The sequence below is a fragment of the Psychrobacter sp. NPDC078929 genome, assembly GCF_050267985.1.
GTDB lineage: Bacteria > Pseudomonadota > Gammaproteobacteria > Pseudomonadales > Moraxellaceae > Psychrobacter.
The window spans coordinates 1-5,593 of the sequence record NZ_JBNNFX010000043.1 but is presented as its reverse complement, the minus strand read 5'-3'; the positions used below and the strand labels follow the sequence as shown (position 1 = coordinate 5,593).

At 38.4% G+C, this 5,593-nt stretch carries 6 protein-coding genes; 2 read left to right on the top strand and 4 right to left on the bottom strand.

Annotated elements, in window-relative coordinates; translation table 11 throughout:
• Window positions 1-154: 154 nt before the first annotated feature.
• A complete protein-coding gene (locus ACQKCG_RS13670; protein ID WP_068039764.1) occupies window positions 155-430 on the bottom strand; it encodes a hypothetical protein in 276 nt (91 codons plus the stop codon).
• Window positions 431-888: 458 nt separating this feature from the next.
• On the opposite strand from ACQKCG_RS13670, the gene mobV reads away from it, so the two are divergent.
• The gene (gene mobV / locus ACQKCG_RS13665) at window positions 889-1,785 is read left to right on the top strand and encodes a MobV family relaxase (RefSeq protein ID WP_068039766.1); all 897 of its coding nucleotides are present in this window, start codon (window positions 889-891) and stop codon (window positions 1,783-1,785) included.
• Window positions 1,786-2,205: 420 nt separating this feature from the next.
• A complete protein-coding gene (gene repM, locus ACQKCG_RS13660; protein ID WP_082787309.1) occupies window positions 2,206-3,153 on the top strand; it encodes a replication initiation protein RepM in 948 nt (315 codons plus the stop codon).
• Between the two features lie 346 nt (window positions 3,154-3,499).
• Here the strand turns inward: repM and ACQKCG_RS13655 are convergent, their stop codons facing one another.
• The 3 genes from ACQKCG_RS13655 to ACQKCG_RS13645 all read right to left on the bottom strand — a co-directional run bounded on the left by ACQKCG_RS13655 (window position 3,500) and on the right by ACQKCG_RS13645 (window position 5,576).
• A complete protein-coding gene (locus ACQKCG_RS13655; protein WP_068039753.1) occupies window positions 3,500-4,639 on the bottom strand; it encodes a zinc-dependent alcohol dehydrogenase in 1,140 nt (379 codons plus the stop codon).
• 399 nt (window positions 4,640-5,038) lie between these two features.
• Entirely contained in the window at window positions 5,039-5,305 is a 267-nt protein-coding gene (locus ACQKCG_RS13650; RefSeq protein WP_068039760.1) for a type II toxin-antitoxin system mRNA interferase toxin, RelE/StbE family, read from the bottom strand.
• Complete coding sequence (locus ACQKCG_RS13645; RefSeq protein ID WP_068039762.1) at window positions 5,292-5,576, bottom strand: type II toxin-antitoxin system RelB/DinJ family antitoxin; 285 nt, start codon at window positions 5,574-5,576, stop codon at window positions 5,292-5,294. Before ACQKCG_RS13645 ends, ACQKCG_RS13650 begins: the two co-directional genes overlap by 14 nt.
• Window positions 5,577-5,593: the final 17 nt, after the last annotated feature.

Here is a 5,593-nt window from a genome sequence, read left to right as displayed (position 1 = left end):
GAACAGAAAAAGACCTATCCTTCAGATCCTGGTCAAGCCGTATATTATAATTAGTTGTAGTCATAGCAATCACCTTTCGCTTATATTCGTACCCCCAATATAAGCGAAAGATGATTAAACCTCAATAACTATAGCGTTCCATCTTTTCGCTAATCTAAGTGGTAACAGTCTGCTCATTTAATCCAGCAAGAAAATCATCAACCGTTTTCTCAATGCTTTTTTGCATGACATACAGATCAGAAGTGGAGTACTTCCCCAGCTGATTTCTTTCATCCATGACTTCAAACAGCTTGTTTCTGACTACTTCTTCGTGCGTTTTATCGTCAATCAACAGCAAATTAAGCTTCACGACAGCTCTATTATAGGCTTCTTGGGTAGCTTCAAGCTGAAGGCTTTTATTGCTAGCTACTGATACACCGATCATGCTCATAAATAACTCCGCTACTAGAATCATCTGTAGCTACAGATGATTTTTTTAGGTTAATAAATTATTGATACCAGCCTAAGATTATGCCAGTGAAAAACGAGAAGTAACGCTCTTATACCCCCTTTTTTGTAGCAGATTTTACGACAGATAAAAAAACCGTTATTTCCCACCTAATTTGATGACTACACCATACGCACCCTAAAGGGACTGCCAAATAGCTGATATTGTTAGGTTTATTGAAATTTGAGTGTTTGCAAAGTGTAAACAAAATCGTTCTTAGTTATTGATTTATAAAGAAAAAAGCTGTTTACAATCTGTAAACAGCCAAGTTGAAAAACAGTGAAAAATAGCCCTTTTTTACCGCCTTTTGCGCCAAAAATCACGCTTTCCTAACAGGTGAAATTATGGTGTAGTAAGTACACTTTAATGAAATAACACTCAATTATAGGAAAAAAGTGGCGATGAACTATGCAATTTTGAGAACAGCAAAATTAAAGACGATGGGCAACATCGGTGGCAGTCTTGCACACAGCTACCGAACGATAGAAACGCCAAATGCTGACCCCAACCTCACCCCTAAAAATCATCATACCGTTGCGACCCCTGAAGCCGTCAAACAGGCAATAAAAGATCGACTTCCTGAAAAAAGACGCGCTGATGCGGTGCTATGTATTGAGTATTTAATAACCGCCAGTCCTGAATGGGAAGGTTGGGGAAAAAGCCAAGAAGCTGAATTTTTTAAGCGATCTGCTCAGTGGCTCATGGATAAACATGGAGAAGGAAATATTGCAGGTATGAGTATTCATCGGGACATAAGTACACCGCAGCTGGTCGCTTATGTCGTTCCTATTGACCAAAAAGGGAAGCTCAACTGTAAGGGTTTTCTAGGCGGCAGGGTTAAGTTAAATCAGATGCAAACCGATTTTGCCAACACGGTCGCTGATTTAGGGCTAACGAGGGGCAAGGAAGGCTCTAAAGCCAAACATACCAGCATCAAGGAGTATTACCACGACATCAATCACGCGCGAGATTTTAGTATTACGACCGTAGCGCCTAAGCCTGAAATGTTTGAAAGCAAGGCTAGATATGGGGAAAAGGTCACAATAGCCGTTATTGAGCAAGTAGAACCCACTGTGAAGGCAGCAAACAGCATCCTGATGGACTACGAGAAGGCTAGATTGGATAAAAACGTTGCGGAAGAGAGCTATGACACCCTTAAAAAACGTGTTGAGCCTTACTTGATGGCTATTGATGGTCTAAATCAAGAGGAAATTGCTAGAGTAAACGAAGCAATGCAGCTAGAAAGCCATAAAATCGCTGTAGAGATGGATAAAATAAAAAAGGCTAGGTATGTATAAGAATTAAGGTAGAAGGCTATTAAATCTCATTTTGTAGGCAAATAGAGTAGTTTCTATAGCTTATTACTGAGGTTAAGAAAAAATTGATCAATCATCTGATCCAAGAAGACATGAGAAAAGCCAAATATTTTATGGTAACTAGTGCTTTTTTCTTTTGTCTTTTTAGTTAGTAAAAAATAAAAAAAATGCTTTTAATGCTTTTAAATGCTTTTAAATGCTTTTAAGCCCTCTGTATCCATTGGTATTAAAAGGATACAAGCACCATTCGAATACGTTTACTTACCCATTCGAATACGTTTACTTACCCATTCGAATACGTTTACTTACCCATTCGAATACGTTTACTTACCATTTGAATACTTGAATAAAATAGTATTCGAAGATACAATTAAATATAAGTATTCAAATTTGAAGGTTATTATGTCTAAATCTAATCTAGTAGTGAAAACTAATTATCTAAATACCGTACTACAAAATCTAAAACTATCAGAAATACGCATTGTTCAGTTAGCCGTTGTAGATGCTAGAGAGACTGGTACAGGGTTGAGTGCAGAGATACCACTTCGTATTGATGCTAAAAGATATGCTGAAGTTTTTAATACCACTCGCCAAAACGGTTATCTAATGATGAAGGACGCTGAAGATACGCTATTTAACAGACGTTTTAGCTATGTTGATGATGAAGGTAAGTTAGTTAAATCTCGCTGGTTATCCCAAGTTAGATATTTAGATGACGAAGGAGCGATTGAAGTTGTATTTACTCCGGCTGTAGTACAAGGGATTACTCGGATTGATGGGGCTGAAGAGTTTTTCACTAAGTATTTACTAGAACAAACAGCCGAAATGGATAGTAATTATTCAGTAAGGCTCTATGAGCTGCTGGTTCAATGGAAGCAAGCCAAAAAAACACCTGTTTTTGAATTGGAGAAGTTTAGAGGTCAGTTAGGATTAGAGTCTGATGAATATCAAACTATGAGCAACTTCAAAAAAAGGGTCTTAAACCTTGCTGTTGAAGAGATAAACGAAAAATCAGATCTCAATGTTAGTTACACTCAAAAGAAAAAAGGTCGCAAAATTGCAGGATTTAGTTTTACTGTTCATGAAAAGCCAAAAGCTAAGAGGGATGTAGTTAATAAGGAGCGCGACGTTAGTACAGGAGATATGTTTACGGTCGATGGATTGAATGATAAGCAGCTAGGGCGAATTGCTCGTAATCCTGCTTTTATGGCGGAATACAATCATTTAGTAAGCCCTACTAGTCCAGCTGGTCAGTCACAGCAAGGTTGGGAGTTTGAAATGGTTAACCGCCTTAAAAAAGACCCTACGCAGTTTAACAAACGTCCGATTAGAGAATATCTTGAATACTAAATTATATTGCTCGATAAGAAATAACTAAGAAGCCTTGTAGCCCAAGCTATTCACTTTTCAGATTTTTACTCAATATTAAATAAATTTTTCATACATATAATAGAAAGTTTATTGTGCTTTACACTTCTAAGCTTTAAGACCATCTAAGACAGTTAGTTGGTTTTTTAATCCCTAAACCCATGAAAATCGGTTGGGGGGGGGGTGATTTTTTTGTCGTGTGCAGAGAAAAACAAGTTAAAGATTTTTTTGCTAGCTGCTTTAGCGATAACCATTATTTAAGACAATCTCGTTAAAGCAGCTATGACCTAACCTTTAAATGTTAAAAGTAAAGGGCAAATTTGAAAAATTAAGGAGTTAAAATGACTTTACGACATTCTTCTTCACGCTTTTCGAAAATTTCATAACCTTTAGCAGCGTCAGACAAATTCATACGGTGAGTAATAATAGCTTCAGGTGATAAATCACCATTTTCAATATACTCTAATAATTGTGGTAAATACTTGTGTACATGGGTTTGGCCCATTCTGAAAGCAAGCCCTTTATCAAAAGCGTCACCCATTAAGAAATCATTAATGGGTCCTGCATATATACCAGGAACACTAACGACCCCGCCACGACGCACAGCTGCCATACATTGACGTAAAGCTGGAGCGCTTGATCCTTCAATTTTCGAACTGCCCTTAGCTTCAAAGCCAACCGCATCAATAACACCGTCAACGCCGCGATGTCCTTTGGTCTGTTCAATGATGAATTCAGCAGCATCTACCTTATCGAAATTAACCGGAATAGCCCCGTACGTATCTTTGGCATACTGCAAACGGTAGTCATTATGATCTACCACGAAGATCTGCTCAGCGCCTAACATTTTGGCACAAGCGGCTGATAACAACCCCACAGGACCCGCTCCATAAATAGCTACGGTTGAACCTTTAGTAATATTGGCATTAGTCACGGCCTGCCAAGCAGTTGGTAAAATATCTGATAAAAATAAAACCTTCTCATCTGACAGTGAGCCATTTACTTTGAACGGATTAAAATTACCTTTAGGAACCCGTACAAAATCTGCTTGTCCACCAGGAATCCCACCATATAAATGGCTAAAACCAAATAAAGCAGCCGGTGGCGGAATTATTTTTTTATTAATAGCAGCGCCTGGGCCTGTATTTGTAGTCTCACAAGCGGACATTAGGTCATGCTGACAGAAAAAGCAGTTACCACATGCAATAACAAAAGGAATAACAACTCTATCGCCTTTTTTAACAGCAGTAACTTCAGAGCCTACTTCTTCAACCACACCCATAAACTCATGGCCGAGGATATCGCCTTCCTCGGTTTCAGGTATTTTGCCACGATATAAGTGTAAATCTGAACCACAAATTGCAGTTGCAGTCACACGTAAAATAACATCATCTTTTTCTTGCAGTTTAGGCTCTGGGACATTGTCCACTCGCACATCTTTAGCACCATGATAAGTTAAAGCACGCATAATTTCTCCAGTTAAGTAAAGCTTGCAAAATCTCGATAAACAATAATCTGTGAGAATACAAGATGAAAGTTATTAGAATCAGTGGTTTATGTTATCTAAGTTAAGTATTACTCAATTATATTAGCACCTTGAAAATCGAGATTTATAATCAACGTGTGTTAAAAAGGTTGCGTGTTGTAAGTGAAAAGTTGTAGTGGTCAACTAATTTAGGATACCCGATAAATTAACTTTTCGAGTCCTCCTGCCGAGGACTGAAGGCTTATAAAAGCTGTTTGTATTTTTAAAGTAACTTTTCTTGTTAGATAAGGATATACCCTAGTGGAACCGTCTTAAAAGCCCCAAAAGTCTATTAACAGACTACTCAAAATAGACTGTCATTATGGAACCACTTGAATTAGGCTAATCAAACACTTCTGAATGGCTACCTAGCCTAACAAAATCTACCGTATCGTTCTGAACACGGTAGATAAGCACCAAGTCAGGCTTGATATGGCAGTCTCTAAATCCCTTATGATTGCCGGTCAACGCATGATCTTTGTATTTAGCCGGTAGCGGTATGTCGTTAGTCAAACAATTGAGCACCTCGCCCCATGCAGGAGTGAGTAAGCTTAGATAATTCTTTTTAGCATCTCTCTTAAACTGACTTGATACTTCAATGGATCTCATCAGCCTCGCCTTCTAGCTCATCCATGAGATCACCAAAGCTATCGTACTTAGTGCCTTTACCGCTCGCGACCTCAGCAATAGCCGCAATCGTTTGCGCGTTGAGCTTAGGTTGTTGATAGTCAAAAGACAGAGGAATCGCATTAGTATCGGCTACTTGGTTTAAGAACAGTCTTATGGCTTGTGAAGGTGTTAATCCATAGCTTTCAAGAACAGAAAAAGACCTATCCTTCAGATCCTGGTCAAGCCGTATATTATAATTAGTTGTAGTCATAGCAATCACCTTTCGCT

Coding starts and splice junctions, on each gene's coding strand:
- ACQKCG_RS13670 (WP_068039764.1), bottom strand. CDS start 430: ATGAGCATGATCGGTGTATCAGTAGCTAGCAATAAAAGCCTTCAGCTT.
- mobV (WP_068039766.1), top strand. CDS start 889: ATGAACTATGCAATTTTGAGAACAGCAAAATTAAAGACGATGGGCAAC.
- repM (WP_082787309.1), top strand. CDS start 2,206: ATGTCTAAATCTAATCTAGTAGTGAAAACTAATTATCTAAATACCGTA.
- ACQKCG_RS13655 (WP_068039753.1), bottom strand. CDS start 4,639: ATGCGTGCTTTAACTTATCATGGTGCTAAAGATGTGCGAGTGGACAAT.
- ACQKCG_RS13650 (WP_068039760.1), bottom strand. CDS start 5,305: ATGAGATCCATTGAAGTATCAAGTCAGTTTAAGAGAGATGCTAAAAAG.
- ACQKCG_RS13645 (WP_068039762.1), bottom strand. CDS start 5,576: ATGACTACAACTAATTATAATATACGGCTTGACCAGGATCTGAAGGAT.